We start from the raw sequence: 25,724 nt of genomic DNA on the forward strand, positions 1-25,724 counted from the left end.
TCGCCAATGATGATTTGTCACCGGCGAAAGCTCGGCGTTTTCTGAGCGTTAAAACAACGCGAGAGAGAAACGCTCATGACATTCGGCAAGGGGCTTACACGCAAGCCGTCCCAGCCAAAGGGCCGTCAGGTCGAGGACACCGCATTGGAGGACGTGCGGGCTCTTCTCGGGCAGGAACCGCGCCGCCGTGACCTGCTGATCGAGCACCTCCACAAGATCCAGGATGCGTACGGGCATTTGTCCGCCGCGCATCTGAGCGCCCTGGCCGAGGAAATGCGGCTGCCGCAAGCCGAGGTTTATGAGGTTGCGAGTTTCTATCACCACTTCGATATCGTGCGGGAGGGCGAAGTCGCGCCGGCGCCGCTGACCGTTCGCGTGTGTGACAGTGTGACCTGCGCCATGAAAGGCGCCGACGCTCTGGCGAAGCTTCTCGCCGGCACGCTTGATCCGGCCAAGGTCCGGGTTCAGAAGGTCCCGTGCATTGGCCGGTGCGCCGGAGCACCCGCCGTCCAGGTGGGCAAGCGCGCCATCGACGCCGCAAGTGAGATTTCGGTCAAGTCCGCGCTCTTTGAAAACGCAACCGCCGCTGAGATCCCGGACTACATTGGGCTTGACCCCTACCTCGCGGGCGGTGGCTACAAGACCCTGGCCCGCGTACGGGCGGGAGACCTGAATGCTGTCGATATCGCGGATCATGCGCTGGAGGCCGGTCTGCGCGGTCTGGGCGGCGCGGGCTTTCCCACGGGCACCAAATGGAAAATTGTTCATGATCTTCCAGGCCCGAAATATCTCACCATCAATGGAGACGAGGGGGAGCCGGGCACGTTCAAGGACCGGTTCCATCTGGAGCGGGATCCGCATCGCCTTCTTGACGGTGCCTTGATTGCGGCCCACGCCATCGGCGCCGACCGAATCTACCTTTACATGCGCGACGAATACCCTGCGGTTCTGGAAATCCTCAAGCGTGAGATCGCGGCGCTTCGGCAGGCAGGTATCGTCACCACCATTGATATCGAGCTCCGCCGGGGAGCCGGTGCCTATATCTGCGGCGAAGAAAGCGCGATGATCGAGTCTATTGAAGGCAAACGCGGCCTGCCGCGCCACCGCCCGCCCTTCATTGCGCAGGTCGGTCTGTTCGGACGTCCAACCCTCAACCACAACGTCGAAACCCTGTTCTGGATCCGCGACATTCTAGAGAAAAAGCCGGAGTGGTTCGCGTCGCAAGGACGGCGGGGCCACAAGGGGTTCCGGTCCTTTTCCGTCTCCGGGCGTGTCAAGAAGCCTGGTGTGAAGCTGGCGCCAGCCGGCATCACGATGACCGAACTGCTCGAAGAGTTCTGTGGCGGCATGGAAGATGGCCACACTTTCAAGGCTTATCTGCCGGGCGGCGCGTCCGGCGGCATTCTTCCTGCGCGCCTGGCCGACGAGCCCCTCGATTTCGGCACGCTCGACAAGCACGGCTGCTTCATCGGATCGCATGCCATCGTCGTGTTCTCCGACCAGGACGACATGCGCGGCGTGGCGCTGAACCTCATGCGCTTCTTCGCGCATGAAAGCTGCGGCCAGTGCACCCCCTGCCGGTCCGGCACGGAAAAGATGGTTGGGCTTCTTCAAGACGGCGACTGGGATCGCGAGCGGATCGCCGACCTCGATGCGGTCATGCGCTCCGCTTCGATCTGCGGTCTTGGCCAGGCAGCCGCCAATCCGGTGGCCTCGGTTCTGAAGTTTTTCCCAAAGGAGTTTGGCAAATGAGCTCCGAAACGCAATTTACATTGAATGGCCGCGATGTCAGCGCCCGGGACGGCGAAACCATCTGGCAGGTTGCGAAACGCGAGGGCGTTGCCATCCCGCATCTGTGCCACAAGGATGCGCCGGGTTACCGCTCGGACGGCAATTGCCGGGCCTGTATGGTCGACATTGAGGGCGAACGGACCCTGTCCGCGTCGTGTATCCGGGTTCCGTCCGAGGGGATGGTTGTCAATACCGCGACCGAACGGGCGAAGAAGGCGCGGGAAATGGTGTTCGAGCTTTTGATGGCCGATCAGCCGCCCCGCGATGCCCATCCCGATCCGCGAAGCGATTTCTGGAATTGGTCGGATGCCGTCGGCGTCTCGCAGAGCCGCTACGCGCCTTGCGCAAAACCCGCACAGGACATTTCCCATCCGGCGATCGCCGTCAATCTCGAAGCCTGCATCGCCTGCAATCTGTGTGAGCGGGCCTGCCGGGAGGTTCAGGTCAACGATGTGATCGGCATGGGCGCGCGCGGTGCTCACACCGCCCCGGTTTTCGACCTGTCCGATCCGATGGGCGACAGCACTTGTGTGGCCTGTGGCGAGTGCGTCGAGGCGTGTCCGACCGGCGCGTTGATGGAAAAGAGCCTTCTGGACGAAACCGCGAAGGTGCGCACCGTCTATGCGCAGGAAACCATCGACAGCGTGTGCCCGTTCTGCGGGGTTGGCTGCCTGACATCGGTCTCCGTCAAGGATGGGAAGATCGTCAAGGTGGACGGGCGCAACGGTCCTGCCAATGAAAACCGGCTCTGCGTCAAAGGCCGGTTCGGCTTCGATTACGTTTCCAATCCTGAGCGCTTGACCGTGCCACTGATCCGCCGGGCGGATGCACCCAAAGACCCGAACTTTGCCCTGACCTTTGAAAACCGGTTCGAGGTGTTCCGCGAAGCCAGTTGGGACGAAGCGCTGGAACGCGCCGCCGGCGGCCTCAAAGCGGCTCATGACAGAAAAGGCGGAGCCGGGATTGCCGGGTTCGGCTCGGCCAAGGGCTCCAACGAGGAAGCCTATCTCTTCCAGAAGCTGATCCGGCAGGGGTTCGGCACGAACAATGTCGATCACTGCACCCGCCTATGCCACGCGTCTTCGGTGGCCGCGCTGATGGAAGGCATCGGGTCCGGGGCCGTGACGGCGCCGTTCACGGCGGCGGAAGACGCCGATTGCATGATCGTGATCGGGGCAAGACCCGAACAAAACCATCCGGTGGCAGCCACTTACATCAAGCAGGCGGCCAAGAAGGGCACCAAACTGATCGTGATGGATCCGCGCGGGCAGGGCCTCATGCGCCATGCGGATTACGGGCTGAAGTTCAAACCGGGTACTGATGTCGCGATGCTGAACGCGATCCTCAACGTGATCGTGACGGAGCGGCTTTATGACGAGCAGTATATCGCGGCCCATGTCGACGGCTTTGAGGCGCTGAAGGTGAAGATCGCGGCGTTCACGCCAGAAGCCATGGAGCCGGTCTGCGGTATCGACGCGGAGACCTTGCGCCAGGTTGCCCGCCTTTATGCGACGTCGGCCAAATCGATCATTTTCTGGGGCATGGGGGTTTCTCAGCATGTCCATGGGACCGACAATGTCCGCTGCCTGATCGCCATGGCTCTGACCACAGGCCAGATCGGCCGGCCGGGCACCGGGCTGCATCCGCTGCGCGGCCAGAACAACGTGCAGGGCGCATCGGACGCCGGGCTGATCCCGATGGTCTTCCCGGATTATCGTTCGGTCGAAAATCCGGACATTCGGGCAGAGTTCGAGGACGCCTGGGGCCGGACGCTCGATCCCGTGCGCGGGCTGACCGTGGTCGAGATCATGAACGATATTCTCGCGGACGGCATCGAGGCCATGTACATCATGGGTGAAAACCCGGCCATGTCCGACCCGGATCAAACCCATGCCCGCAAGGCTCTTGCGACGCTTAAGCATCTGGTGGTGCAGGATATCTTTTTGACCGAAACGGCCTGGCATGCGGATGTCATCCTGCCGGCTTCGGCCCATGCCGAAAAGCTCGGCACTTATACGAACACGAACCGGCAGGTCCAGATCGGCCGTCCGGCGGTGTCGCTTCCCGGTGAGGCGCGGGAAGACTGGCGGATCATTGTCGACCTCGCAGCCCGCCTCGGGCTTGCGTGGGCCTATGACGGTGTCCCAGACGTTTATGAGGAAATGCGCGGGCATATGACCTCCCTGGACAACATTTCCTGGGAGCGCCTGGAAAACGAGGGATCTGTGACCTACCCGGCCGAAGCTTTCGACAAGCCGGGAAGCGAAATCCTGTTCGGTCAATCCTTCCCGACGGCTGACGGCCGGGCCCGGATCGTACCGACCGACCTGGTTCCGCCGGATGAGGTTCCGGACGCGGACTTCCCGATGGTGCTGACCACCGGCCGGATGCTGGAGCATTGGCATACAGGCGCGATGACGCGGCGGGCCACTGTCCTGGATGCGATCGAGCCCGAACCGGTCGTGTCGATGAATCCACACGACATCAAGCGGCAAGGTTTCGACATCGGTCAGCAGGTCACGGTCGAAACGCGGCGAGGAACCATCACGCTAACGCTTCGGGCGGACCGGGACGTCTCGGAAGGCATGCTGTTCGTACCGTTCTGCTTCTTCGAGGCACCGGCGAACTTCCTGACCAATCCGCAACTGGATCCGTTCGGCAAGATCCCGGAATTCAAGTTCTGCGCGGCTCGCATCCGCTCTGCGGAGGACCGCATGCTGGCTGCAGAGTAGCCGTAAAATGAAAGAAGCGGCCGAGAGGCCGCTTCTCTGTTGGTATTGCGCAGACCGCTTACTCGGCACTGATTTGCAAATTCAGAAGATCTGGCAGGGTTTGCGGCGCTGCCAGATTTCCCAGGATTTGTGTCAGCGGGATAGAATTGGCCGGCTTGACACTGATGTTCAGCGTCCCGGTCTCTTTCAGGAAGCGGGTCGCGGCGTCCCGGGTCATTTCCGTGAAGGCTTCGTTTTGAAAAAACGCGGTTGCCTCAACGGCCTGCTCGATGAAGGCCGCGGTCATTACGCTTTCAGGAACGCCTGCGTCCTTTGCAGCAAACGCCAGCCCGCTCTCGATCAGGCCGTCGTCTACAAAACGAAACTCCCCATCCACGAAACTGGCCATGGCGAGCGCAATTTGGCCTTGCCCTTGCGGGTCCTCCAAGGCCGCGCGGGGAACATTCGCGAAGCGAAGCGATCCTTCCAGCGTCCCGATACCCGCCACCGACACATATATGCGCTCCAGGGTGAGATCCTGGCTTGCTTCATCCCAGTAGATCCGGGTTTCGTCCGACCAGGTCAGTGTGTCCAGTCCCAACCCTTCGAGCACCTGACGGGCGTCCGCATCTTCGATCACGGAGACCGGAAGGGTAAAGTTGTCGGTCCGCAGTTCGATTGCCGTTGGAATCGGCGGAACCGTGGTCCAAAGATCCAGGACATAAAGATCCAGCGCGATTGGATCCGTGCCGGGCAAATTGATGTCGAGCCCTTCGACCGTGATTCCGAACGACCGCGGTGCAAAAGCCCGGGCAACGGCCAACGGGTTTTTGTCGGCGAAGGAAGGATCGTTCACAAGCTGATCGATCATGTCACTCATTGGCCCATAATCGGCGAACTCGATATCTCCAATGCTCGCAAGGTTCAGGCTGAAAGAGCCGCCTTCGGGCAGGGCAGGGGCATTCACGCCCGCGATGTCAAGGCTGCCAATTCCGTCAGGACCAATGTCGGTCATACCCATTTCGCTGATTTCGAATGAGAAACCGCTATCGGGCCCACCGATATCTGGAACCGATACGGCAATGTCGTTGATCAGGGCAACATCCACGCCGAAGGACCGGTAGAGTTGAAGCGCGCCGCGTATGGCGTCTTCCACCCTGGGCTCTTCGCCGCGCAACAGCTGATCGAGCAAACCGAGAAAGTCGAAGTCCCGCTTGATGACGTAAATGTTTTCGACCCGCGACTCACCGCCGCGGATTTCAAGCGCCACGCCGCCTCCAAGATCCTGGCGGCTTTCGTAACCGCGCGCGATCTGTGAGCCGGTAATCGTCACCCGTTCGCCGGTTTCGGGGATGGCCGGGTCGAACAGATCGACGATGGCCATGGCATCGATGTCTTTGTAGACCGTTTCTCCATAGCGGGTGGTCTGGGAGAGCATTTCCCCCGTCGCCTCGTTCCGGGTCAGCGTGTTTTGAACGATGCTATCGATGCCATATTCGGCAACCCGTCCGGCAGCAGCGTTTAACGCGCGATAGCCGTTCATCTGCCCGGTTGCGGAGAAAACAAGTTGCTCGCCGTCCGGGGATGTTTCATAGGCCTCCATGGTCAGAGCCATGGCACCGATTGTTGTTGTTTCATACGAAGACCCAAGCACCGCGCGGGCAAAAGCAAGCCAGCGGCTTGCCGGACGTTCCGGATCTGCGGCCGGTAGGGCGGGCACCTCGAAGCTGTAATCTGTAATCTCGGTATCAATGAAACGGAATTCGAATTGGCCGCGTCCCTGACCGGCGGACTCGGCACGTATCACGAGGCGGGCATCATCCGAATAGGACCAATTGCGAGCGCTAAAAGTGCCATTCTCCTCATCGAAGCCTTCGATGATGGTGGTGCCGGCCGTGAAAACCAATTCGTAGGTAAGTTCGTCCTCAGGCGTTGCCTGATTGCTTTCCTCCCCCTCGGGAAGCGGGAATGTGCCGGAAAGCACAAGACGGTCATCGGCGATCACAAGACGGTCCGCCGATGCCTCATATCGCACGCCGCCGTTCGATGTCTCGAAGCCAAGCGCTTCGATGCGGTCGATATACGCGGCATAGTCGGCCTCGGCTGAGTTCTGAGCCCCGGCTGGGGACAGAATGGCACCGGACATGAGCGTCGCACCCAACAACACGGAAAGCCGCTGACGTTGGAAAGCTGAATGGAAAAAATCATGAATACTGAGCAAGGTCACACTCCACGGCTTTCCGTCAAACACCATTCCCAAAGAACAATGAGACGCCAATGAGAAACAGGTATGTGTTATACGCCTCGGGATATGGCCTAACCGTGACTGTTGTCACACATCCGACGCGTGGGTCCATTCTACCTGTACGGACGGGTCAATTTCACACCAAGACTCCTGAGAGCGCAATCGCTCGAATGCACTCGATGAGAGCAAGGCGCGCAGGGCCCATACGGCGGTTCCGCGCAGAACCGGATCCGGCTCGCTCAAGAAGCGCTGGACCGCGGGTACGAGTTCTGTTTGGCCGGAGTTGCCGGCGGCGACAAGCACATTCCGCAGGAATCGTGAGCGTCCGATCCGTTTGATTGGGGATCCGGAAAAAAGCCTCCGGAAAGCGGCATCATCGAGTTCCAACAGGTCCGCCAGGCGTGGCGACACCAGATCTTCCCGCGCCCTCAGTTTTGCTTCCCTCGCTTGCGCAGCGAACTTGTTCCAGGGGCAGGCCGCCAGACAATCGTCGCACCCATAGATCCGGTTGCCCATATGCGGCCGGAACTCCAGGGGGATTGGGCCGTGATGTTCGATCGTCAGATAGGAGATACAACGGCGTGCATCGAGCTGGTAGGGCGCTGGAAAGGCGCCGGTCGGGCAGCAGTCGAGGCAGGCCCGGCAAGACCCGCAATGGTCGGGTTCGGCCTCCGAGGCGGGCAATTCCAATGTGGTGAAGATCGCACCGAGGAAAAACCAGGAACCGAGCTGGCGGGACACCAGATTGGTGTGTTTGCCTTGCCATCCCAAGCCGGCGGCTTCCGCCAGCGGCTTTTCCATGACCGGCGCGGTATCGACAAAAACCTTCACGTCGGTGGTGTCATGTGTTTTGGCCCGTGAAACGAGAAAACTGGCCAGTTCCTTCAGCTTGCCCTTGATGACATCGTGATAATCCCGATGCCGCGCATAAACCGAGATGTTGCCGTGGTCCGGTTTTTGGAGGTTGGCCATCGGATGCTGGTCTGCGGTGTTGGCCGGACCATAATTCATTGCCAGCATGATCACGGACCGGACTTCCGGCCACAGCGCGGTGGGCTCGCCCCTGCGGTCGGCCGTATCGGCCATCCAGGTCATGGAGCCGTGATACCCGGCATCCAGAAACTGCTCCAGCCGCTTACGTGCATGCGGGATGCTGTCGGGCGCGGCGATCTGTAACCCGTCGAACCCCAGGTCAGCCGCCTTCGCGCGGAGCGCCGAGATCAGGGTCGCTGTCTTCTTGTCCAAGTCCGTGCCGTCTTTGGTCAGAAGTCGAGATCTGCATAGGTTTGGGCCGGCGGCATTCCGAGGATCTTTTCCTGCAGAAGGGGGCGCATGCACGGCCTCGATTTCATGCGAGCGTACCAGTTCTTGATGTTTTCGTCAGCACTCCAGGGAACTTCGCCAAGATAGTCCGCGCAAGACATCTCTGCGGCCAGGGCGAAATCGGCAAAGGACAACCGGTCCCCGCCCAGCCATCGCCGGGACGCGATGAGATAGCCGAAATATTTCAGGTGGTGCTGAATGTTTGCCCGCGCGACCCTGAGAGCGTTGGAATCGGGCTCGCCGCCGCCGGCGGTGCGCGGCATGGTCTGTTTGTAGATGCGCTCCCGCACCAGATGTCCGACCACTTCCTGATCGAACTTGCCCAATGCCCAATCGACAAGGCGGCGGGTTTCCGCGCGGGCTTCCGGGTGGTCCGGCATCAAGCGCCGGTCGGCCATGGCATATCCGCGGGTTTCATCAAGATATTCGACGATCGGTCCAGGACCACAGATCGCGGGCCCCTCGTTTTCGACAATCACCGGAACCGTGCCGGCGGCATTCAACCGCAGCAGCTCCTGTGGACGTTCCCAGGGGTTTACGGCGACGCTCTGGAATTCCGCGCCATACTCGAACAGAACCATGCGGATGAAGCGCGAGGACGGTGAAAAGGGATGATGATATAGGGTCAGCATGGGGCCGGATGTCCCTGAGGGTCTGGTACGCGCTGTCGCGATGGGGTCGGCCGCGCATCTATCTCCAGAATATGACCATAGGGTGGTTATCAGGACCTTGCCGGGCAGTCCTGTTGGAAAGGTTTTTTTGACCTTACCGCGTTAAAACGCCGGGCCGCCCGTGATACGGCGTCCATCGTCGCGAACAAAGCTGGAAGCTCATGGATAATCAGACCATTGTCAGCGCATTGATCCTCGGAATCGTGGAAGGGCTGACGGAGTTCATTCCCGTCTCTTCCACCGGACATCTCTTGCTTCTTGGCCATTTCATGGGCTTTGAAAGCACCGGCAAGACCTTTGAGGTTCTCATTCAGCTCGGCGCGATCCTGGCGATCTTGACCGTATATTCCGCGCGCCTTTGGACCTTGGCGGTTTCGATGCCGAGCGATGCCGCGAGCCGGCGATTCGTTGCGGGCATTTTGCTCGCCTTTCTGCCGGCCGCGGTGATTGGGGTGTTGGCGCATGATTTCATCAAGACGGTCCTGTTCGAAACACCGGCGCTGATTTGCACCATGCTCATCCTTGGCGGATTTATCCTTCTTTGGATTGACCGGTTGCCGCTCAAGCCGCGCTACACGGATGTCACCGATTATCCGATCAGCCTGTGTTTGAAGATCGGGTTCTGCCAGTGCCTGGCGATGGTGCCCGGTGTGTCCCGATCCGGCGCGACCATCGTCGGTTCGCTCCTGATGGGCACTGACAAGCGCTCGGCGGCAGAATTCACCTTCTTCCTGGCCATGCCGACCATGGCCGGCGCCTTCGCCTACGATCTTTACAAGAACCGGAATGTGCTCTCCATCGACGATGCGACGATTATTGCGATTGGCTTCGTTGCCTCGTTTGTGGCCGGCGTCTTCGTGGTGAGAGGTTTGTTGAATTTCGTGACCCGCCACGGGTTCGCCCCTTTCGCATGGTGGCGGATCGGGGTCGGGCTGGCGGGTTTCGCGGGACTGTACCTGGTGGGATGAGGCGCACGGCCCCGCACGGCGGACCAAGGCGAACCGATGCGGTCAAAGTCATGGCTTGTCGCGACACTGCCGCCTTAAAGGGCCGGGCCGTAAACCCGATGCCGGTGCGGGCTGGACACCTAGGTGGTCCGGTAGGTGTCGTACTGGCCGTGTTCTGAAAAACGTCCCAGGTAGGTCGGCAGAATGGTTCGCAGCGTGCTCGGCGAAATGCCGATGCCCGTCAGCGTGCGGCCTTCGTTGACGGCCTGTTCTGACACGATGTTGTCGGTCTTCAGCAGCTCCACCTGATCGACGGTGATCGGCGCAAACGGCAAAAGCTGCATGATCCGTCCCATGGCTGACGCGACCGGGAACGGCAAGGGCGCAAGCAGCCGCCGCCGCCCTGTAATGTCCATCATCAGTTCCAGGCACTGCTTGAAACTTTGGATTTCCGGGCCGCCCAGCTCGTACACGGTTCCCGGGGTCAATTTGCCATCCACCGCCAGCGCGACGGCCTCGGCCACGTCGGACACATAGACGGGCTGAAATTTCGTGTGTCCGCCGCCGATCAGCGGCAGGGCGGGCGCCAATTTCGCCATGGACGCGAACTTGTTGAAGAACTCGTCTTCTGGACCAAAGACGATGGAAGGCCGCAGGATGATGCTGTCGGGCAGGGTTTCCAGGATCCCGGCTTCCCCGGCCGCTTTCGATCTTGCATAGGCCGATTTGGAATTCGCATCGGCGCCAATCGCCGACACGTGGGTGATCCGCATCACGCCTGCCGCCTGTGCGGCCTCCGCGATCGCGCGCGGACCGAAAGCCTGGACCGCGTCAAAGGTCTGTTTTCCGCTCGGCGCGAGGATCCCGACGCAGTTCACGACCGCGTCCGCGCCCTCGACCGCGCGATCCACCGACCAGCGCACGCGCAGATTGGCTTGGATCGGCATGATCTGGCCCGGCACGCCAAGTGGCTGAAGATGAGCGGCAAGATCGGGACGGCGGACGGCGGCGCGCACCCGGTAGCCGCGTTTGGCCAATGCTTGGACGACATGCCTGCCGATAAAGCCGGAGCCGCCAAAAACCGTGACGAGTTTGCCGTTCAGTGCCGTGGCCATGCCCATTGCCCTCTTTCGCGTCCAGTCAGCCGCTGCGCAGTCGCAGTCGACGACCGTCTCTTACTCTGTCGCACGGGACCTGTGAAGGCCTTCGCCGCTAGAAGTGAAAATGTGTCTGATTCAGTGATTGACAAGTCTGTGACAGCCCCTTACAAGCCGCCCTCACAGCCCAGGTGGCGGAATTGGTAGACGCACTAGCTTCAGGTGCTAGCGCTGGAAACGGCGTGGAGGTTCGAGTCCTCTCCTGGGCACCAAATTACAGTTTTGGATCATGCAGTTTGATCTGAAGTGAACGCAAAAAGCCCCGGTTTTCCGGGGCTTTTTTCATTTGCGCCGGGGAAATTGGGCAGGGGTGACCAGAGCCGCCGGCCGCCGGGATGCTTGGGACTTCAGACTGTTCAGGCAGCGTTTCCGGTTTCCCCGCTTTACGCATTAAGCCCTGTTTCGTAGGTTGGAAGTCAGGTTCAGGCTTGTGAAAAAACACGATGCCGGAGCTTTGCCCGTGTTCGATTCAGGAACGGCCGAATGGGTTCATCGTCCGGTCGAAAAGAGGTGATGGCGTCAACGCAGATCTTTGAGAGCCGATGGCTGCCCCGTTGCGGTGTTGACCGGGACAGGCGCGGTGCTACCTCGGAAAAAGCGGCATGCTGACCGCTGCCAAAAAGGCTTTCTATCGCGCGCGCGGCTATGTGCGGGGGCATGTGGGCGGCGATCCGTTCCGGCTCGATCCCTATCACAGCAAGTTCTGGAAAAAGGCGGAACGGGGGGCTTGGGAACCAGAGACGTTTGAAGTTCTTGAAGCGCATTTGTCGAAAGAGCGCGACTACATCGACATCGGCGCCTGGATCGGCCCGACCGTGCTTTTCGCCGCGAACCGGGCCCGCCATGTCTGGTGTTTCGAGCCGGACCCGGATGCTTTCCGTGCTTTGACCCGGAACCTGTCGTTAAACGGAATAGGAAATGTCAGCGCGTTGCCGGTGGCCCTATCGAACACGGCGGGAGTTGCACGCATGGCGAGTTTCAGGGGCGGGCGCGGCGACAGCATGACGAGTCTGCTGAAGGCGAATGCGGCCGACGCTGTCGACGTCGCGACCCTTGGATGGAACGATTTCGCTGGCCAGACGAACCTGTCGGCCGTGTCTTTGGTCAAAATGGACATCGAGGGAGCAGAGTTTTTCCTCCTGCCCACGCTCTTGGAATGGCTGCAGGCGCATCGCCCCGCCTTCTATCTGTCGACCCACGCGCCCTACCTGGCCGAAGACGTCCGGCGGGAAAAGATGGGAGAGGTGGCCCGGCTGCTGGCGTTCTATCCGAGGGTCACGGACAGCCGGACCGGCCGGACCGGTTTTCACCTTCTGACTGAACCCGAGGCGTTGACCGGCTTTCAAAGTTTCGTGTTTCATTCCGCGTGAAAGCGGGCGCGGCGGCGCGCATGGCCGCCGGGCACCTCTCTGTTTATCGCGCGGGAATGATGTTGTGCTCCGGTCCGAATGGAAAACCGGTGATGTTGTCGGCGCCTGTCTCGGTCACGATCAGGATATCATGTTCCCGGTAACCGCCGGCACCGGGCTGGCCTTCGGGGATCATGATCATCGGCTCCATCGACACCACCATTCCAGGCTCAAGAACTGTCTCCACATCCTCGCGCAGTTCGACGGCAGCTTCTCGCCCATAATAGTGGCTGAGGACCCCGAAGGAGTGTCCATATCCGAAGCTGCGATACTTCAACAGATCGTGGGAGCGGTAGATCTCGTTCAGCTCTGAGGCAATATCGCAGCAGCGTGCCCCCGGTTTGATCAGATCGAGGCCTGCACGGTGAACGTCGCAATTCACCTGCCAAAGTTTCAGGTGGGCGTCCGAGGCATGCTCGCAGAAAAGGGTTCGTTCCAGGGCCGTGTAATAGCCAAAGATCATTGGGAAACAGTTCAGGCTCAGGATATCGCCCGGCTGGATGATCTTGTTGGTGACCGGGTTGTGGGCGCCATCGGTGTTGATGCCCGATTGGAACCAGGTCCAGGTGTCCATCAGCTCGACCGAGGGGAAGGACTTTGCGATTTCCCGGATCATGGCGTTGGTCGCGGCAAGGGCCACTTCGTGCTCGGGGACACCCGCCTGAACGGCGGCAACCAGCGCGGCCCCGCCGACATCGCAGATCCGCGCGCCCTCGCGGATCAGGACATGTTCTTCCGCGCTTTTGATCGTCCGCTGACGCATGACGTGGCTCGACACGTCGACCAGTTCGACACCGGGCAGGGCCGTTTCCAGCTGGCTTTTCAGATCGAGGGAAACGTGGTCGAACTCGATCCCGATCCGTTTCACGGACGGTGAGGGTCCGCCCAAAAGCTGCTGGATCGCGTAGAAGTAATTGTCCTTGCGCCAATCGGTATAGATCAGGCAATCGCCGTGGGTGCGGCGCCAGGGTTGCCCGCCATCGATACCGGCGGCAATCGTCGTTGCCGCGTCGTGGGTTACCAGAAAGCCGTACTTCCGGCCGAATGAGCAATAGAGGAAGCCGGAGAAATAGCAGATATTGTGGTAAGACGTGAACAGGCAGGCATCGATGCCTTCGGCTGCCATTATCTCCCGCAGCCTGGCCTGGCGGCCATCCATCTCGTTCTGTGAGAAGGGGGAATAAGCTTTTTCTCCGTTGTTCATTTCATAGGTGCGGATCATGTCTGCAGTCATGGGTCGTCTCCTTTTCATGGTCGGGGCCTGAAACGGAAAACGGGCCGGCTTCTGGAGAGAAGCCGGCCCGCCAGGCCCAATTCAATTGTCTTGCTGTCAGGTGCGCGCCCCAGGCGCGGCCTCTGGTGACTGGCGTTCCGCCACCGGCTCCCCAAGGAGAACAGCGGTCCGCGTTTTATCCCGGCGATAGCCCCCGCAAGCGTTCGGACCGGCGCCGCAAGAGCTCAAGGACTGTGAGCAGGGCGATGGAGATCGCCACCATCAGGGAGGCCACCGCCAGGATGGTCGGCGAGATCTGTTCCCGAAGCCCGGTGAACATTCGCCAAGGCAGCGTTTGCTGGCTTGCCGAACCAAGGAACAGAACCACGACCACCTCATCGAAGGATGTGATGAAGGCGAACAAGGCGCCGGACACCACACCTGGAATGATGAGCGGCATCTGGACCTTGAAGAAGGTTGTCACCGGATCTGCCCCGAGGTTCGCCGCCGCGCGGACCAGAGACCGGTCGAAGCCGACAAGCGTAGCTGTCACCGTGATGATGACGAAGGGCGTGCCCAGGGCCGCATGTGCCAGAACCACCCCCCAATAGGTTCCCTGTAGGCCGATCCGGGAATAGAAGAAATACATTCCGGCCGCCGAGATGATCAAAGGCACGATCATTGGGGAGATGAGAACTGCCATGATCGCCGACTTGTACGGCACATGGCTTTGGGACAGCCCAATGGCCGCCAGCGTTCCAAGCACTGTTGCAAGGATGGTGGCGGCCGGCGCAATGGTCACCGAGTTCCAAAGCGCCTGCTGCCAACTCGGATTGGTGAAGAAGTCCTCATAGTGCTTCAAGGAATAGCCTGCCGGATCCAAGGCCAGCATTTCCGGCGTGAAGGTGAAGAAGTTCTGCGCGTTGAAGCTGAGTGGCACAATGATCATGATCGGAAAGATCAGAAAGAAGAAGATCAATCCGCAGATCACCCGGAACGAGTAGTACCACGTCTTTTGAAGCGGGGAGGCGTATGGAGGAAGTGCACTCATGGTCGTCACCCCAGTTTCACATTGTCGATGCCGACGATCCGGTCGTAGGCCATGAACAGCAAGAGAACCGCGACGAGAAGCAGGGTTCCAAGGGCGGCTGCCAGGCCCCAGTTCAGTGAACTGGAGATGTGGAAGGCAATCCGGTTGGAGATAAAGATACCCGACGTTCCGCCGACCAGTTCAGGAGTGATGTAGTAACCGATGGCCAGGATGAAGACGAGAATCGCGCCCGCTCCAATCCCGGGAACGCTTTGCGGGAAATAGACCCGCCAGAAGGCGGTCCAGTCGGTCGCTCCCAAGCTTTTCGCCGCCCGAACGTAGGTCGGGGAAATGGTTTTCATCACGGAATAGAGCGGCAGGATCATGAACGGCAGCAGAATATGTGTCATGGCGATGATCGTGCCGGTGGCATTGTTGATCATGACCAAGCGCCCCGCATCGGTGATCAACCCGATCCAGACAAGAACATCGTTGATCACGCCTTGCTGCTGGAGAAGCACTTTCCAGGCGGACGTGCGAACGAGGAGACTTGTCCAGAAGGGCAAAAGCACAAGGATCAAAAGCAGGTTGGAATAGCGCAAGGGCAGCGCTGCGAGCAGGTAGGCGATCGGATAACCGAGCAGCAAACAGGACAGCGTAATGACGATCGACAGCAACAAGGTCCGGTAGAACAGGAACAAATAGATCTGCTGGTTCTCCGGCTTCATCTCCAGCCCATCGGGTGTCAGTTGCGCGTCAGCGGCGGACAGGAAGTAACCCGGCGTGTAAGCAGGGCTGAATGTCTTGATGACGGCCCAGTTTCCCGCATCGCCCCAACCATCCTCCGCGTCGATGAAGAGCTCTTTCATGCTTGCGGTGGCAAAGGTCGGAACCGCCTCTACCGCTTCGCGCAACAAATCCGCATTTGTGCCGGAAAAGGTCGAAAACGCCTGCGGATTGTCGGCCAAGTCCTCATAAAGCGCCGCGTAAACGGCATTCCACGGTTGTTCATCGGTCGGACTATCGCCCTCCTCCATCTGGAGGAATTCCGCGAAGGCGCCATAGATATCCGCCGTGGCCGGCAAGGCCGCGACCGCGGTTTCACTTAGGATGAATGTCGGTTCGGGACCATCCTGGGACGCGGCCCAACGCTGTTGGTCGGCGATCCAGGCGTCGCTGGCCATGAGGTTCACCCAGGTCATGGGGTCTTCCCAGGCGGGGTTCAGCGCTGCGAACTGGTCTGCATAGACCTCGCCGAAATCGGCAATCCGGCGCCCGGTGCGCCGGAACATGGACGAAATGCCGGTCTTTTCGTAATTCAGGCGGGTGCCCAATTGGGTATGGCGCTTGTATTCGCTTGCGATCATGAGATCGTAGTGCAGCGCCTGGTAAACGTCCTCGCCCGGCGTCTCGCCGGATCCCGCATCCCACTCTTCCAGCAGGACGACGGTTCGCGGAAGCGTTTCTGAAACGATTTGGTTTTCGACCGACCGGAACAGCATGTCGAAGATCGGCGCCACGAAGGTCAGCATGATGAAGATCAGGAGAGGCGCAATCAGCATCAGCGACCGGAGGCGTTCGCGGCGGAGCGCTTTGGCAAGAGCGGCTTTGAGTGGTTTGCCGTCCTGCGTCGTCAGCACCTGGTCAGAGGTGACATCGCTCATGAATATGGACTTTCGTGAAATGACAGGAAAAGCAGGCGGGGAGATCCCCGCCCGCCGCAGCATTCTACTGGCTTATCGCGCCAACCAGGCCTGGAACTTTGCGTCCAGGTCATCCCGGTAATCTGCCCACCACTCATAGTTATAGAGGAAGGTGTTTTGGGCGTTTGCCGGGTCGGTCGGCATGTGCGGCGCCATTTCAATGCCAAGCTCGGCATGTGTGCTCACGAGCGGAGCCGAGGACGCACGGGCCGGGCCATAGGAGATGAACTTGGCCTGGTCAGCCAAACGCTGGGTGTCGGTTGCAAAGTACAGGAAGTCTTTTACCAGCGCCAAACGCTCCTCGGACAGGCCGGTCGGGATGATCCAGCCATCCAAATCGAACACCTGCGCGTCCCAAAGCATGGCGACCGGCTGGTCCTGCTCTTCGATCAGCGAGAAAAGACGTCCGTTATAGGTCGAGCCGATCACGACCTCCTTGTCGGCGAGAAGTTGCGGTGTTTCCGCGCCGGCCGACCACCAGACAACGCTGTCCTTGATGGTGTCCAGCTTCGCGAAGGCGCGGTCCTGGCCTTCTTCCGTTTCCAGAACGTCATAGACGTCTTCCTTGGCGACGCCGTCGCACAGGAGTGCCCACTCCATGTTGTTGATCGGACGCTTTTCAAGCGAGCGCTTGCCCGGGAAGGCTTCCAGATCGAAGACGTCGCAGATGTCGTCCGGGGTGTTGCCGCCCCATTCATCAACATCCGTGCGGTACCCGAAGGTGGTGGAATAAACGATCTGCGGAATATAGCAGTCGGACACGATCAGGTCGCCGAAGTCCTCGGAGGCCGAGGTGCCGTCGGGCGCTGGAGCCAGCATCTCATCATGGTCGATTTCCATGGCGAGGCCTTCGTCGCACAGACGGATGGCATCGGAGGCGACAACGTCGACCAGGTCCCAAGTGATGTTGCCAGCTTCGTTCATGGCGCGAAGTTTGGCCACTGCCTCATTGGAGGACTCATCCCAGATGATGGTGACACCAGGATTTGCAGCCATGTAAGGCTCCGCATAGGCTTTGATCTGGGAGTTCTGATAGGCGCCCCCCCAGGACACGAAAGTCAGTTCCTGTGCAGCCGCGTTGCCGCCGGCGAATGCCAATGCGGTCCCGGCCATTACAATAGTCTTGAGCTTCATAGTGATTAGCTCCCTCTTTTAGGTTTGCCACGGGTTTGTCCCGTCTTTCGCCACAGGCAGGCTTATGCCTGCCTGTGATTTCTTTAAGAAACCGGATCGAGCGCCTTGCAGTCGTTCAAAGACCAGCCCACCGGGACGGTGTCCCCGACGTGGATCTTGCGCTTTTCGCCCCGGTTGCGAACCTTTGCGATGAACTCGTCATTGCCAGCCACATTCATCCGGACCCGGATGTGATCGCCGAGGTAGATCAGTTCCTCGACACGGCCATTCACAATATTGTCCATGGCGTCATGGGTATCGAATTCCACCCGCTCGGGACGCAAGGATATCGTCGTGCGGTCCCCAACGCTTTCCACATTGACCTTGTCGGCTTTGAGGCGGGTTCCATCCTCAAGCTCGACCAGGCAGGATTTGCCGTTCACTTCGACGACCTTGCCGTCAAGCTTGTTGTTCTCGCCGATGAACTGGGCAACGAACGAGTTCTTGGGGTCTTCATAGAGATCGTCAGGCGTTGAAAGCTGTTGGATGACGCCGTCATTGAAAACGGCGACCCGGTCGGACATCGTCAGCGCCTCAGTCTGATCATGGGTGACGTAGACCACGGTCACGCCGAGGTTTTCATGAATATGTTTGATCTCGTACTGCATCTGCTCGCGCAGCTGCTTGTCCAGCGCGCCAAGCGGCTCGTCCATCAGCACCAGTTCGGGATCGAAAACCAGCGCACGCGCAACCGCGACACGCTGTTGCTGCCCACCCGACAACTGGGCGGGCCTGCGGTTGCCGAAGGCCCCCAGTTCGACCATTTCGAGAGCGCGCCGCACCTTCTGTGCCTGTTCCGCCTTCGGAACCTTGCGGACCTGAAGCGGAAACGCCAAGTTTTCCGCGACGGTCATGTGGGGAAAAAGCGCATAGTTCTGAAACACCATGCCAATGCCGCGTTTATGGGGCGGGACATTGTTGATCGGTCGGTCGTTCAGATAGATTTCACCATGCGTTGCCGGTTCAAATCCAGCCAGCATCATCAAGCAAGTCGTCTTGCCCGAACCGGACGGGCCAAGCATGGTCAGAAATTCGCCCGGCGGAATGTCCAGGTTCAAATTTTTAACAACCAGGCTTTCGCCATCGTAGCTTTTCTGCACGCTTTCATAGCGCACGGCCGCGCCACGTGTGTTCGCCATGTTCCCCTCAAATCCCACTTTTATTTTGTCGAGCCACAGCATCCCGCGGCCACCTCATTGGGTGCCCGCGAATTACTCACTGCTCAGGTTGGCATCAGCAAAGCAAAAACTGGTGTGCATTGGAAGGGGGTATTTGGAAAAAAAATGCGCAATTTTTACGCGGCGACATGCCAATATTTCGTCAATGAATTTCGCAAAGAAGAAATACTCAAAATCCCGCAGGGAGAAGCAAAAAATACTGCTTCTTCTCCGCAGTTTCTAATATGAAAACAGAGCGCGTTGCCCTGTTTTCAGCCAATATGCTGCGTTAACCAGATGCCCGAGCGTCAGAGAACGGCATCGACTGCCTTCTTTGCGGCATTTACTATCGTGTCAGCTTCTTGTTCGGTCAGGCACAATGGTGGAGCAAAGCCCAAGATGTCCCCCTGCGGCATTGCCCGGCCAATCACACCTTCGCTCAAAAGGGCGGCTGCCACCTGTGCGCCGACCTTCTTGGACGGATCGAAGAAGGTCCGACTGTCTTTGTCCGCCACAAATTCCACCGCGCATAGCAATCCTTCGCCGCGGATATCGCCCACATTCGGGTGACCGGTGAACGCGTCTTCCAGAGCCGCTTTGAAATACGCACCCGTTTTGCGGGCGTTACCAACCAGACCGAGCTTGTCGATCAGCTCCAAATTGGCGACACCGGCCGCAGCGCCGATTGGGTGCGCGGAATAGGTCCAGCCGTGGCCGATCGGTCCGAACTCGTCCGTTCCCTCTTCCAGGACCTTCCAGACCTTATCGGACACGATCGAGCCGGAGAGCGGCGCGTAAGCTGAGGTCAGGCCTTTCGCGATGGTGATGAAGTCTGGCTCCAGACCGTAGTGAGCGGACCCGAACATCGACCCGAGCCGGCCGAAACCGGACACGACCTCATCCGCGATCAGCAGGATATCGTGTCTTTTCAGGATTGGCTGGATGGTCTCCCAGTACCCTGCGGGCGGGGGAACGAGGCCGCCCGTTCCCAGCGCGGGCTCGGCGATAAAGGCGGCAATCGTGTCCGCGCCTTCTCTGTGAATGAGCGCTTCCAGTTCCGACGCGCAATGGGCGACGAAATCGGCCTCCGACATGGACAGATCATCGCGGCGGAAATAATCGGGCGCAACGGTGTGCAGCACCGTGTCGAGTGGCAGGTCGAACTTCTTGTGAAACAGTTCGAGACCGGTCAGCGAACCGGTCATGAGACCGGAACCGTGGTAGCCGCGCCAGCGGGAAATGATTTTCTTCTTTTCTGGGCGGCCCAGGATGTTGTTGTAATACCAGACCAGTTTCACGTTGGTCTCATTGGCGTCCGACCCGCCAAGGCCGAAATAGACCTTGGACATGTGATCCGGTGCGCGGTCCATCACCATCTTGGCGAGCGTGATCGAGGCTTCGGTGCCATGGCCGACATAGGCATGGTAGTAGGCCAGCTCTTTGGCCTGCTCTGCGATGGCGTCTGCGATTTCGGTGCGCCCGTAGCCGACATTGACGCAATAAAGACCGGCAAACGCGTCGAGAAGCCTGGTTCCGTTGCGATCCTCGATGTAAACGCCATTGCCGCCGGTGACGATCCTGTTCGGGCTTTCGCCGCGGGCATGTTGCGCCAGGTGCGTGGACGGGTGAAAGAAGTTTTCGCGGTCCCAGGCATCCAGCCGGTCGTTCTTGAGCATGGTGGCTCCTTTCTTTTTCTAGAGTTTTGGCCGCCGGTCAGCTCCAGTCGCGGCAGACGTATTTGATCTCCGTGAAGGCCTCGAGGCCGTAGCGGGCGCCCTCACGGCCAAGGCCGGATTGTTTCATGCCGCCGAACGGGATCGGACAGCCCGTTACCTTGGTTCGGTTCACCGCCACCATGCCATATTGAAGAGCCCGGCTCATTCGGTAGATGCGGCGCGGGTCCGTGGTGTGCACGTAAGCGATCAGGCCGTATTCAGTGTTGTTCGCGCGCGCCAAAACCTCTTCTTCCGTGTCGAAAGCGGCAATGGCGGCGACCGGCCCGAAGGTTTCTTCCGAAAAGATCAGCGCATCGTCCGGCACATTTGACAAAACCGTCGGCTGGAAAAACAGCGGGCCAGCCTCATGCCGCGCGCCACCAGTGAGCAGCACCGCGCCTTTGTCCAGCGCATCCTTCACATGCTGTTCCTGCTTTTGAACCGCGCGCTCATGCATCAACGGGCCGATATCGGGATCGTCCATCCCCGCGCCGACCGACAATGCCGCCGTCTTTTCGGCAAAGGCTTTGCAGAACGCGTCATGGATCTCCCGCTGGACATAGATCCGGTTTGCGCCGAGGCAGTCCTGGCCGGAGGTCGCGAATTTGGCGGCGATGGCCTGCTCGACGGCATGATCAAGATCGCTGTCTGCAAACACAATCAGCGGGGCGTGCCCGCCGAGTTCGAGGATCATGCGTTTTATGGTGTGCGCCCCCTGACGGACCAGCAGCCGGCCGATCTCGGTCGATCCGGTGAAGGAAACAGCCCGCACGCGCGGGTCCTCCATCCATGGCCCGACGATTTCGGGAGCGTGCCCGGGCACAACGTTGAAAATCCCAGCGGGCAGGCCGGCCTTGTCGGCAAGTTCCGCCAGTGCGAGCGCGGAAAACGGCGCTTCTTGCGAGGGATGAACCACGACGGTGCACCCGGCGGCGAGCGCGGCGGCGGCCTTGCGGGTGATCATGGCGCAGGGAAAATTCCACGGCGTGATCAGGGCAGAGACGCCAACCGGCTCGCGCCAGACTTCCATCTCGGCATCGGCCAGGTGCGATGTGATGCTTTCGATATTCGGACGTTTGGCCTCTTCGGCATAAAACTCGATGAACGAGGCGGCATAGTCGATTTCGCCGCGGGCCTCAGAAAGGGGTTTGCCTTGTTCGCGGGTCATCAGCCGCGCCAGGTCCTCTCGATTGGCGAGGATCAGATCGTGCCACGCCTTCAGGTGCCGTGCCCTGTCCTGCGGCAACAAAGCGGACCATGGGCCGAATGCCCGGTTTGCGCTGTCGACCGCTGCCCGGGCCTGCGCTCCCGACAGTTTGGAGACATCGCCGAGCCAACTGCCGTCGGCGGGGTCGGTGACGGGGAACGTCGTTCCGTCCTCTGCATCGAGCCAGCGTCCATCGGCATAGCCAAAGCTGCGCAACAGATGGCGGTTCTCCAACTGGGAAAAGACCGAGCCGGCAAGCGGCGTGTTCTCGATCGCAGATAGACTTTGCATCACGGCACCCTTGATTGGACTGCGCCGGAGTATGAGGGCGGCGGCGGGAACGAATTGACCGTTTTCCGGGTTGAAACAAGCCGGTTCGTTCTTATTCGCCGGCCCCGCCGTCAGGATTCGTTCCCAAACGGTCGAGCAGGATTTCGTCGAACGGCAAAGGCCCGTTCTGCTTCACCGGCTTGGTCACGACATAGGTGAAGTAGCGAACGATCCCGAGGCCCTGGTCTAACAGGCGGTCGATGAGCCGCTGATAGGCGTCGATATCCTTGGCGACGATTTGCAAAAGATAGTCGAGGCCGCCGCCAATCGCCCAGCAGGCGACAACCTCTTCGCAGGTCTCGATGGTCCGCTCGAACTTCTGGAAATACTCGGCCCGGTGATGCTCCAGCTCAACCGTCACAAAAACCGTGACATGCGGCGCGACATTCTTCAGCGAGACCGCCGTGTGGTAGCCCTGCACGATCCCGGCCTTTTCCAAACGTTCCAGGCGTTTCCAGCAGGGGCTGGGGCTGAGGTTGATCCGTTTCGCCAGATCGGCCTTGGAAATGCGTGCCTCCTTGGATAGCACTTTCAAAATGGCCAGATCCCTGTCGTCGAGTTTCAGCATCGTGTGTCCGGAAAGCCCTTGTCTTGGCGCGCGTCAGCTTTGGATGCGCGTTCCTGCGCCGCCGGCGCGGACGCGGGCATGGGCGAGCGTTGCGATTGCGGTGTCCTGGATGCCGGTTCCAGTAAGGTCACAGACCGTGATCTGATCGGCGCTGCTGCGCCCTGCCGCGCGGCCGGAGATGACTGCGCCCAGTTCGGTTAGACGCGGGTCCTCAAGGCCAGCCACCCCACCGGCGGCAAGGGCTGAGCGCAGTTCCCCCATCTTTTCGCATTGGCTGATCCGGTCGCAGACGATCCGGTCCGCCTTTGCAAGGACCGCCGGGTCAATCTCGTTCTTGCCGTCCTGATCCGAGCCCATGGCGGTGATGTGGAGACCCGAATGCAGCGCGGCGCTGCCAAGAACCGGTGCCGTTGCCGGGGTGGTTGTGACGACCAATTGGCTTTGCGCAACGACGTCATCCGGCGCCGGCATAACGAAAGGTTCAATACTCAGCTCCGTTTCAAGATCGCGCGCCAACCGCTCGGCCTTTTCGATATCGCGGCCCCAAATGCAGATCTTCTTGAACGATCTCACCTTGGAAGCTGCGATGACTTGCAGCCGGGCCTGAAGGCCGGTCCCAATCACCCCAACCGTCTCGACCTTTTCTGGTGCCATATGCCGGGCCGCGACAGCGCCGGCAGCCGCAGTGCGCATATCTGTGAGGTAGCCATTGTCGAGAAAGATGGCCAGCACTTGGCCGGTCTTGGCCGAAAGCAGCACCATCAAGCCATTCAGGCTTGGCAGGCCCAGCGAGGGATTGTTGAAGAAGCCGGGGCTGACCTTGATGGCAAATCCCTCAAGCCCAGGCACATAAGCGGTTTTGATGTCGACCTCGGCATGGGCGTCCGGCATGGCCATGGACAGGACCGGCGGCATGATGACGGAGCCCCCATCCAGTTGGCGGAAGCCGTGTTCGATGCAGTCGATCACGTCGAGATCCAGACCGATCGCATTGCGCAGGTCAGGCTCGGTGACGATGCGGATATCATGCGGCATAGGAGGAACCTTTTAAGGTGATGTCACCAAGCGGGATGTCCTGGCCGGTCATGACTTGCATGAATTGGTCCATGTCCACGCTGCGGCCCGTGATGATGGTTGCGACCGGTCCGTCCGGCTTTTTGATGCGCCCGGACATGAGCGCCGCGATGCCAACAACGCATGCCCCTTCCGCCACATGGCGTTCTTCGAAAAACAGTGCCTGCATGGCCCGGTAGATTTCGTCCTCGGTTACCAGCACGATGTCATCGAGCAGGTCGCGGCAGATGGGGAAGGAGAGCTTGTTGTGCAAGCCGATCCCGCCGCCCAGCGAATCTGCCAGGCTCGGCACTTCCTCGACTTCTACCGGGTGTCCGGCGTCGATGGATGCCTTCATGGCCGCACCCCGGTCCATGGTGATGCCAATGACCTTGACCCGGGGGTTGATCGCCTTGGCGGCGACGGCAACGCCTGCGGCAAGGCCGCCGCCCGAAAGAGGCACCAGCAAGGTCCGGACCTCGGGAAGATCTTCCAGTATTTCCAGTCCGGCTGTTCCCTGGCCTGCAATCACATGCGGGTCGTCGAATGGCGAGATTTCTTCCACACCGGGCTCTTTTGCCACCCTCTGGCACTCGGCAAGCGCATCGTCCTGGCTGGCGCCGACAATCCGTATGTCCGCGCCGAGCGCTTTGATGCCGTCGATTTTCGTCTGCGGCACGAGCCGCGACATGCAAACGACCGCCTTCCGGCCAAGCGCGCGGGCGGCGTAGGCCACGCCCCGCCCGTGGTTGCCGGTCGAGCAGCACGTGAGCGTATGGGTGCCAGCAGGCACATGGGCGGCCGCGTTCGTCGCCCCGCGCAGCTTGAAAGCCCCCGTGGGCTGCATGGTTTCCATTTTCAGGTGAAGATCGGTCCCGAGCTTGCGCGACAGGTTTGGTGCGGGAACGAGGGGTGTGCGGGCCACGCGTCCAAGCAGTGCGCGCTTTGCGGCAAGGATATCCGAGAGCTTGAGTGTCATCGTCGCTTCATCTCACCATCCGGTGTGCATCGGGCGATAGGTACACAATACAGGTAATAAATCTAGCTTAAATGCTGGAAAACAACTTTTTTGTTGCGAATTTCCAGGGCTTCAAGCAGATTTGTACACAATTCAGATTTTGGCCGAGGGAGTTCATATGCCGGGACACGATTTGCCGTTCAGCGCCGCAGAATATGCGCGGCGATTGGACTTGGTGCGCAAGGAGATGGCCGCGCGCGACCTGGATGTCTTGTTCATTGAGGATCCTTCCAACATGGCCTGGCTCAGCGGCTATGATGGTTGGTCCTTTTACGTTCACCAGGGCGTGGTGGTCTTTCATGATGCCGCACCGATCTGGTGGGGGCGCCATCAGGACGCCAATGGTGCACGGCGGACGGTCTGGATGGACGACGCGCACGTCCTCAGCTATGCCGATCACTATATTCAGTCGAAACATCGCCATCCGATGCAGGATCTTGCCGGGATGTTGCGCAACCGTGGCTATGACACCAAACGGATCGGCGTCGAGCTGGAAAACTACTATTTTTCCGCCAAGGCGTTCCTGACGCTTCAGGCGGAGCTGCCGAATGCCACATTCGAGGATGCGACAGGGCTTGTGAACTGGCAGCGTGCGGTCAAGTCGGACGAAGAACTTGTGTTCATGCGGCGAGCCGCCCGAATTTCCGAAAAGATCATCGACGGCGTGTTTGCCCGCGTGAAACCCGGAATGCGCAAGGCCGATTTGGTGGCGGATATTTACGCCGACGCCATTCGCGGCCTCGATGATGCCTGGGGCGACTATCCCGCCATTGTGCCTCTGCTTCCGTCAGGTGCGGATGCCTCCGCGCCTCACCTGACCTGGGATGGCCGCTACATGGAAAGCGGCGAGGCAACATTCTTTGAACTGTCCGGCTGCTACCGCCGATACCACGCTCCGCTGTGCCGCACAGTGTTCCTTGGCACACCGCCGCAGCATTTTCTCGATGCCGAAAAAGCGCTCGCCGATGGGCTCGCGGCGGGGCTGGATGCCGCCCGGGCTGGCAATGTGGCCGGCGACATCGCCCGGGCCCTGGCGAAGGAGTTGAAGGCGGCCGGGATCGAGCGCAGCGCCCGCGCAGGGTATCCGATCGGCCTGTCCTATCCGCCCGACTGGGGGGAACGCACGATTTCGATCCGCGACGAGGACGATACGGTCCTGGAACCGGGTATGACATTCCACTTCATGCCCGGGCTCTGGATGGATGGCTGGGGCCTGGAGATCACAGAGAGTATCCTGATCCGGGACACTGGACCGGCGGAATGCTTGTGCAACCGTCCGCGCGAACTGTTCGTGAAAGACTGA

General features: G+C 60.1%; 20 protein-coding genes and 1 tRNA gene. 7 read left to right on the forward strand and 14 right to left on the reverse strand.

Annotated features, from left to right (window positions below):
- Window positions 1-75: 75 nt before the first annotated feature.
- The gene (locus tag F0184_RS10235) at window positions 76-1,752 is read left to right on the forward strand and encodes an NAD(P)H-dependent oxidoreductase subunit E (protein WP_150496074.1); all 1,677 of its coding nucleotides are present in this window, start codon (window positions 76-78) and stop codon (window positions 1,750-1,752) included.
- Complete coding sequence (gene fdhF / locus F0184_RS10240; protein ID WP_150496075.1) at window positions 1,749-4,523, forward strand: formate dehydrogenase subunit alpha; 2,775 nt, start codon at window positions 1,749-1,751, stop codon at window positions 4,521-4,523. The genes F0184_RS10235 and fdhF overlap by 4 nt, the downstream gene beginning before the upstream one ends.
- A 58-nt stretch (window positions 4,524-4,581) precedes the next feature.
- On the opposite strand, the gene F0184_RS10245 is transcribed toward fdhF, so the two are convergent.
- From F0184_RS10245 to F0184_RS10255, 3 genes are all read right to left on the reverse strand, one after another.
- The gene (locus tag F0184_RS10245) at window positions 4,582-6,648 is read right to left on the reverse strand and encodes a hypothetical protein (protein WP_150496076.1); all 2,067 of its coding nucleotides are present in this window, start codon (window positions 6,646-6,648) and stop codon (window positions 4,582-4,584) included.
- A gap of 186 nt (window positions 6,649-6,834) precedes the next feature.
- The gene (gene queG, locus F0184_RS10250; RefSeq protein ID WP_150496077.1) at window positions 6,835-7,992 is read right to left on the reverse strand and encodes a tRNA epoxyqueuosine(34) reductase QueG; all 1,158 of its coding nucleotides are present in this window, start codon (window positions 7,990-7,992) and stop codon (window positions 6,835-6,837) included.
- Window positions 7,993-8,009: 17 nt separating this feature from the next.
- The gene (locus F0184_RS10255) at window positions 8,010-8,702 is read right to left on the reverse strand and encodes a glutathione S-transferase family protein (protein WP_150496078.1); all 693 of its coding nucleotides are present in this window, start codon (window positions 8,700-8,702) and stop codon (window positions 8,010-8,012) included.
- A gap of 200 nt (window positions 8,703-8,902) precedes the next feature.
- On the opposite strand from F0184_RS10255, the gene F0184_RS10260 reads away from it, so the two are divergent.
- Window positions 8,903-9,709: an undecaprenyl-diphosphate phosphatase gene (locus F0184_RS10260; protein WP_150496079.1), complete on the forward strand. Its 807-nt coding sequence runs from the start codon at window positions 8,903-8,905 to the stop codon at window positions 9,707-9,709.
- Between the two features lie 119 nt (window positions 9,710-9,828).
- On the opposite strand, the gene F0184_RS10265 is transcribed toward F0184_RS10260, so the two are convergent.
- Window positions 9,829-10,803 carry a complex I NDUFA9 subunit family protein gene (locus F0184_RS10265; RefSeq protein WP_150496080.1) on the reverse strand — a complete coding sequence of 325 codons (975 nt, stop codon included), beginning with the start codon at window positions 10,801-10,803 and terminating at the stop codon, window positions 9,829-9,831.
- 167 nt (window positions 10,804-10,970) lie between these two features.
- Here F0184_RS10265 and F0184_RS10270 point away from each other — a divergent pair.
- Window positions 10,971-11,057: transfer RNA gene (locus F0184_RS10270), tRNA-Leu, on the forward strand.
- Between the two features lie 390 nt (window positions 11,058-11,447).
- The gene (locus F0184_RS10275; protein ID WP_150496081.1) at window positions 11,448-12,215 is read left to right on the forward strand and encodes an FkbM family methyltransferase; all 768 of its coding nucleotides are present in this window, start codon (window positions 11,448-11,450) and stop codon (window positions 12,213-12,215) included.
- Between the two features lie 43 nt (window positions 12,216-12,258).
- On the opposite strand, the gene F0184_RS10280 is transcribed toward F0184_RS10275, so the two are convergent.
- The 5 genes from F0184_RS10280 to F0184_RS10300 form a co-directional block, all read right to left on the reverse strand.
- Window positions 12,259-13,488: a M24 family metallopeptidase gene (locus F0184_RS10280; protein WP_150496082.1), complete on the reverse strand. Its 1,230-nt coding sequence runs from the start codon at window positions 13,486-13,488 to the stop codon at window positions 12,259-12,261.
- Window positions 13,489-13,663: 175 nt separating this feature from the next.
- The gene (locus tag F0184_RS10285; RefSeq protein WP_150496083.1) at window positions 13,664-14,518 is read right to left on the reverse strand and encodes an ABC transporter permease; all 855 of its coding nucleotides are present in this window, start codon (window positions 14,516-14,518) and stop codon (window positions 13,664-13,666) included.
- A 5-nt stretch (window positions 14,519-14,523) separates the two neighbouring features.
- Window positions 14,524-16,161, reverse strand: a complete 1,638-nt coding sequence (locus F0184_RS20885; protein ID WP_150496084.1) for an ABC transporter permease — start codon at window positions 16,159-16,161, stop codon at window positions 14,524-14,526.
- 72 nt (window positions 16,162-16,233) lie between these two features.
- Window positions 16,234-17,334, reverse strand: coding sequence for an extracellular solute-binding protein (locus F0184_RS10295; RefSeq protein ID WP_150496085.1), 1,101 nt, complete (start codon window positions 17,332-17,334; stop codon window positions 16,234-16,236).
- An 83-nt stretch (window positions 17,335-17,417) separates the two neighbouring features.
- Window positions 17,418-18,512 carry an ABC transporter ATP-binding protein gene (locus tag F0184_RS10300; RefSeq protein WP_150496086.1) on the reverse strand — a complete coding sequence of 365 codons (1,095 nt, stop codon included), beginning with the start codon at window positions 18,510-18,512 and terminating at the stop codon, window positions 17,418-17,420.
- Window positions 18,513-18,569: 57 nt separating this feature from the next.
- On the opposite strand from F0184_RS10300, the gene F0184_RS10305 reads away from it, so the two are divergent.
- Window positions 18,570-18,779, forward strand: coding sequence for a hypothetical protein (locus F0184_RS10305; protein ID WP_150496087.1), 210 nt, complete (start codon window positions 18,570-18,572; stop codon window positions 18,777-18,779).
- 59 nt (window positions 18,780-18,838) lie between these two features.
- Here F0184_RS10305 and F0184_RS10310 read toward each other — a convergent pair whose 3' ends face one another.
- From F0184_RS10310 to eutB, 5 genes are all read right to left on the reverse strand, one after another.
- The gene (locus F0184_RS10310) at window positions 18,839-20,206 is read right to left on the reverse strand and encodes an aspartate aminotransferase family protein (RefSeq protein ID WP_150496088.1); all 1,368 of its coding nucleotides are present in this window, start codon (window positions 20,204-20,206) and stop codon (window positions 18,839-18,841) included.
- A gap of 37 nt (window positions 20,207-20,243) precedes the next feature.
- Window positions 20,244-21,743, reverse strand: a complete 1,500-nt coding sequence (locus F0184_RS10315; protein ID WP_150496089.1) for an NAD-dependent succinate-semialdehyde dehydrogenase — start codon at window positions 21,741-21,743, stop codon at window positions 20,244-20,246.
- Between the two features lie 91 nt (window positions 21,744-21,834).
- A complete protein-coding gene (locus tag F0184_RS10320) occupies window positions 21,835-22,350 on the reverse strand; it encodes an Lrp/AsnC family transcriptional regulator (protein ID WP_172972068.1) in 516 nt (171 codons plus the stop codon).
- A 33-nt stretch (window positions 22,351-22,383) separates the two neighbouring features.
- Window positions 22,384-23,385, reverse strand: coding sequence for a cyclodeaminase (locus tag F0184_RS10325; RefSeq protein WP_150496090.1), 1,002 nt, complete (start codon window positions 23,383-23,385; stop codon window positions 22,384-22,386).
- Window positions 23,375-24,382, reverse strand: coding sequence for a hydroxyectoine utilization dehydratase EutB (gene eutB, locus F0184_RS10330; RefSeq protein ID WP_150496091.1), 1,008 nt, complete (start codon window positions 24,380-24,382; stop codon window positions 23,375-23,377). The genes F0184_RS10325 and eutB overlap by 11 nt, the downstream gene beginning before the upstream one ends.
- A gap of 157 nt (window positions 24,383-24,539) precedes the next feature.
- Between eutB and doeA the strand changes: the two genes are divergently transcribed.
- Complete coding sequence (gene doeA, locus F0184_RS10335; RefSeq protein ID WP_150496092.1) at window positions 24,540-25,724, forward strand: ectoine hydrolase DoeA; 1,185 nt, start codon at window positions 24,540-24,542, stop codon at window positions 25,722-25,724.

This window comes from Roseibium aquae (genome assembly GCF_008711285.1).
Classification (GTDB): Bacteria; Pseudomonadota; Alphaproteobacteria; order Rhizobiales; family Stappiaceae; genus Roseibium; species Roseibium aquae.

Coding starts and splice junctions, on each gene's coding strand:
- F0184_RS10245 (WP_150496076.1), bottom strand. CDS start 6,648: ATGTCCGGTGCCATTCTGTCCCCAGCCGGGGCTCAGAACTCAGCCGAG.
- F0184_RS10275 (WP_150496081.1), top strand. CDS start 11,448: ATGCTGACCGCTGCCAAAAAGGCTTTCTATCGCGCGCGCGGCTATGTG.
- F0184_RS10315 (WP_150496089.1), bottom strand. CDS start 21,743: ATGCAAAGTCTATCTGCGATCGAGAACACGCCGCTTGCCGGCTCGGTC.
- F0184_RS10235 (WP_150496074.1), top strand. CDS start 76: ATGACATTCGGCAAGGGGCTTACACGCAAGCCGTCCCAGCCAAAGGGC.
- fdhF (WP_150496075.1), top strand. CDS start 1,749: ATGAGCTCCGAAACGCAATTTACATTGAATGGCCGCGATGTCAGCGCC.
- F0184_RS10295 (WP_150496085.1), bottom strand. CDS start 17,334: ATGAAGCTCAAGACTATTGTAATGGCCGGGACCGCATTGGCATTCGCC.
- F0184_RS10280 (WP_150496082.1), bottom strand. CDS start 13,488: ATGACTGCAGACATGATCCGCACCTATGAAATGAACAACGGAGAAAAA.
- F0184_RS10310 (WP_150496088.1), bottom strand. CDS start 20,206: ATGCTCAAGAACGACCGGCTGGATGCCTGGGACCGCGAAAACTTCTTT.
- F0184_RS10260 (WP_150496079.1), top strand. CDS start 8,903: ATGGATAATCAGACCATTGTCAGCGCATTGATCCTCGGAATCGTGGAA.
- F0184_RS10255 (WP_150496078.1), bottom strand. CDS start 8,702: ATGCTGACCCTATATCATCATCCCTTTTCACCGTCCTCGCGCTTCATC.
- F0184_RS20885 (WP_150496084.1), bottom strand. CDS start 16,161: ATGAGCGATGTCACCTCTGACCAGGTGCTGACGACGCAGGACGGCAAA.
- F0184_RS10300 (WP_150496086.1), bottom strand. CDS start 18,512: ATGGCGAACACACGTGGCGCGGCCGTGCGCTATGAAAGCGTGCAGAAA.
- F0184_RS10265 (WP_150496080.1), bottom strand. CDS start 10,803: ATGGCCACGGCACTGAACGGCAAACTCGTCACGGTTTTTGGCGGCTCC.
- F0184_RS10320 (WP_172972068.1), bottom strand. CDS start 22,350: ATGCTGAAACTCGACGACAGGGATCTGGCCATTTTGAAAGTGCTATCC.
- eutB (WP_150496091.1), bottom strand. CDS start 24,382: ATGACACTCAAGCTCTCGGATATCCTTGCCGCAAAGCGCGCACTGCTT.
- doeA (WP_150496092.1), top strand. CDS start 24,540: ATGCCGGGACACGATTTGCCGTTCAGCGCCGCAGAATATGCGCGGCGA.
- F0184_RS10285 (WP_150496083.1), bottom strand. CDS start 14,518: ATGAGTGCACTTCCTCCATACGCCTCCCCGCTTCAAAAGACGTGGTAC.
- F0184_RS10325 (WP_150496090.1), bottom strand. CDS start 23,385: ATGCCGCATGATATCCGCATCGTCACCGAGCCTGACCTGCGCAATGCG.